General features: G+C 65.7%; 3 protein-coding genes and 1 pseudogene. All 4 read right to left on the reverse strand.

What is annotated here, in order from left to right:
- Nucleotides 1–151: 151 nt before the first annotated feature.
- Nucleotides 152–886: a TolB family protein gene (locus AHiyo1_RS10545; protein WP_340639309.1), complete on the reverse strand. Its 735-nt coding sequence runs from the start codon at nucleotides 884–886 to the stop codon at nucleotides 152–154.
- Nucleotides 813–1925, reverse strand: a complete 1113-nt coding sequence (locus AHiyo1_RS27915; protein WP_340639310.1) for a 3-keto-disaccharide hydrolase — start codon at nucleotides 1923–1925, stop codon at nucleotides 813–815. Before AHiyo1_RS27915 ends, AHiyo1_RS10545 begins: the two co-directional genes overlap by 74 nt.
- 3 nt (nucleotides 1926–1928) lie before the next feature.
- Nucleotides 1929–2926, reverse strand: a pseudogene (locus tag AHiyo1_RS10555) (sugar phosphate isomerase/epimerase family protein).
- A gap of 46 nt (nucleotides 2927–2972) precedes the next feature.
- The coding region (locus AHiyo1_RS24690; RefSeq protein WP_253257264.1) for a Gfo/Idh/MocA family oxidoreductase at nucleotides 2973–3430 on the reverse strand (458 nt) is incomplete at its 5' end.

Here is a 3430-nt window from a genome sequence, read left to right on the forward strand (position 1 = left end):
ATGTCGATGCCGACCGCATGGCCGGCCGCCTGGGCCATGCCCGCGAGCCGCGAGCCGAGCCTCCACGCGTCTCCATGGTCGAACGAGGTGAAAACCAGCTCCTCTTCCTGGCGTTTGAGCGCTTCCAATGCTTCAAGGGCGGGGACGTCATTCATGGTGCCTCTTCTAAGAGATTGATGGGATAGGCAACAAAAGCAAACCGCTCCGAGTCGGGTGACCAGCTGTTGACGTTGAGGGTTCCCTGGCCGCCGAAGAGGGGCCAGGTGTGGAACGGCGTCGCCCAGTCACTCGTGGAAACAACGACGACGTCGACCGGCAAGTCGGCGGGATGGCCCACCGTCCCGCCGGGGAAGCGGATGTAGCTGGCCAGATGCCCGTCGGGTGAGAGGTGCGGGAACCAATCGACGGTGTCGCTTTCAAGCAGGCGCTCCGGCCCGCTTGCGTGGCTGGTCCGCACCCGGGCAAGCTGGGCGTGGCCCGGCTGGTCCGTGAAGGCTTCGGTATTGAAGTACAGCCAGTCCCCATCGAGCGAATACTCGGGACCATCGCAGTGGCCGTCGATGTCGATCGCGGTGGTCTGGCCGCCCCCTGCAGGAATCGTGATGAGCCGGCCCGGCTGCGTGAAGTCACCGGCTTCAATTCCGACGTAGGCCAGCGTCTTTCCGTCGCGGCTGACGCCGTGCAGGAAATGGAACCACCCGTCGTCGTCCGTGATCCTGGTGGCTTCCCCGCCGTCGAGGGCCGCGCGGTAGATGTGGCCGTCATTCGCCGAGAGGTAAATGGTGGCGCCATCGGGTGCGAGGACGTGGTCGTTATTGAGGTCCGGAATGCCAGTGACAGCTATCTTTTCGAGTCCGCCTGTGTCCAGTTCCCCGGAAAGATCCAACCGCCACAGCGCACCGTCTCCGTTGAGGATGAGGGCCCGGCCGTCGAGCGTCCAGTTCGGTGCCTCCAGCAGCAGATCTTCCGTGGCAAAGACGAGCTCGGAAGTGCCGCTGACAGAGGCGATCCATACCTCGCAGCGCTGGCCGGGTTGGAGGGTCCGTATCACTGTGAGCCCCCGCCGGAGCCGGCCGGGAGTTCCTTGATCCGGATGTTCCGCCACCGGCATTGCGCCCCGACACCCCAGCGGCTTCGCCGAACATGGAGTCGTTGTCGTGGACTTCGAGGGCGATATGCCCTCGGTCGCCCAGCACCTCGAAGACCGCGTCGGCGTCGTAATTGGGCGATTCCAGGGCGGCGGTATCGAGTTCGGCGATCTTGACGCCGTTGATCCAGGTGGTGATGACCGGCATGGCACCCACGCAGCGGATCCGTAATTCGTTCCAGTCATCCCAGCGCCAGACTTTCAGGAAATCGTCGACGTCGGCCGCGTAGCTGAGCCGGTCGCGCTTCGCTTCCGTGACCGGTTCCACAGAGGTGGCCGGGTTGTCGGCAACAAGGCCGGTGGGCCGGCCGGCGTCGTCGCGGACGACGTCGATCGCGAACGGAACCGCCGAGAAACTCGCCAGTCCGTTGCCGAAGAAGCCGCCGATTCCGCCGGACGGGCGATGGTCCACGAGGACCTGGAACCCTTCCCAGCTGTCCCGTTGACGCCGGATCATCACGCCGGTATCCGCAGGCCAATCGGGGCGCATCTCAAGGAGCAATTCGAAGTCCCCAAACGCCTGGTCGCTGACCAGGTAGCCGCCGTAGCCGCTCCCGGGGGCGTCCTGCTCGCCGACAAGGACGCCGTCTTCAACCTTCCAGCGGGCAGGATGCTTCTCCGGTTCCACGGGGCGCTCAAGTCCCAGGCTATCGAAATGCTCAAGGACGCTCGGCCCGCCGGGATACACCGAACCGTAGATCCGAGGTGCGGCGTGCCATCCGGCCAGGCTGACGCCGTCGAACAGCGGGACGAACCCGTCGTTGCTCACGTCGGACATCCCTTAGTCCTGGCTGAAGGCGGCGTCGAAGCTGGTTTGGGAGGGCGGGAAGTCGAACTTCTTGAGGGCCGCGAGGGCTTCGGGGGCGCCGTGGAGGCGGTCCATGCCGGCGTCCTCCCATTCCACGGAGATCGGGCCGTTGTAGCCGATCGCGGTGAGGGCGCGGAAGCTCGATTCCCAGGGCACGTCGCCGCGTCCGGCGGAGACGAAGTCCCAGCCGCGGCGGGGGTCGCCCCAGGCAGGTGGGAGCCCAGGACGGTGTTGCGGCCGGTGGGGCGCAGCTTGGTGTCCTTGCAGTCCACGTGGTAGATCCGGTCCTTGAAGTCCCAGATGAAGGAGACGGGATCGATGCCTTGCCACATGAAGTGGGAGGGGTCCCAGTTCAGGCCGAACGCTTCCCGGTGCCCGATCGCTTCCAGGGTCCGGACGGTGGTCCAGTAGTCGTAGGCGATCTCGCTCGGGTGGACTTCGTGGGCGAAGCGGACGCCGCATTCGTCGAAGACGTCCAGGATGGGGTTCCAGCGGTCGGCGAAGTCCTGGTAGCCGGCCTCGATGACTTTCTCGGGGACGGGCGGGAACATGGCGACGTACTGCCAGATGGAGGAGCCGGTGAACCCGACGACGGTGTCCACCCCGAGTGCTTTGGCGAGGCGGGCGGTGTGCTTCATTTCCTCGGCGGCGCGTTGGCGGACGCCTTCGGGGTCCCCGTCGCCCCAGACCTTGGCCCCGACGATGGCTTGGTGGCGGAAGTCGATGGGGTCATCGCACACGGCCTGGCCCTTGAGGTGGTTGGAGATGGCCCAGACCTTGAGGTTGTATTTGTCCAGGATGGCGAGTTTGGACTCGACGTAGCCGGGTTCGTCCCAGCGCCAGGCGTCCAGGTGGTCGCCGGACACGGCGATTTCCAGGCCGTCATAGCCCCAGCCGGAGGCGAGCTTGGCGACTTCCTCGAAGGGCAGGTCGGCCCACTGGCCGGTGAACAGGGTATACGGGCGGGGCATTGGTTCTCCTTGGGAAAGTTTCGGGGCGTGCTTCAGGCCAGGGCTATCAGTGGCCGGCGACCTGGATGATGGCGGACTTGGCGTCGGCGGATTCCTCGATGGCGGCCAGGACCTGCTGGACGGCGAGGCCTTCCTCGAACGACGGCGAGGGCGGCGTCCCGGCGTCGATGGCCACAAGGAAGTCACGGATTTCGTGGGTGAAAGTGTGCTCCCAGCCGATCACGTGGCCTTGCGGCCACCAGGCGTTCATGTAGGGGTGTTCGGGTTCGTTGACCAGGATCCGGCGGAAGCCCTGCTCCCGGACGGGCACGGTGGCGTCCATGAAACCGAGCTCGTTGATGGATTCCAGGTCGAACAGGAGCGAGCCCTTGTCGCCGTAGATTTCCATCGTGAGGGAGTTCTTCTTGCCCGTGGCCATGCGGGAGACTTCCACGGAGGCGACCGCCCCGGAGGCGAGGGTCAGCGTGGCCCAGGCGGCGTCGTCGACCGTTACTTGTTCCGGGC

Source organism: Arthrobacter sp. Hiyo1, from assembly GCF_001263615.2.
Lineage (GTDB): Bacteria > Actinomycetota > Actinomycetes > Actinomycetales > Micrococcaceae > Arthrobacter.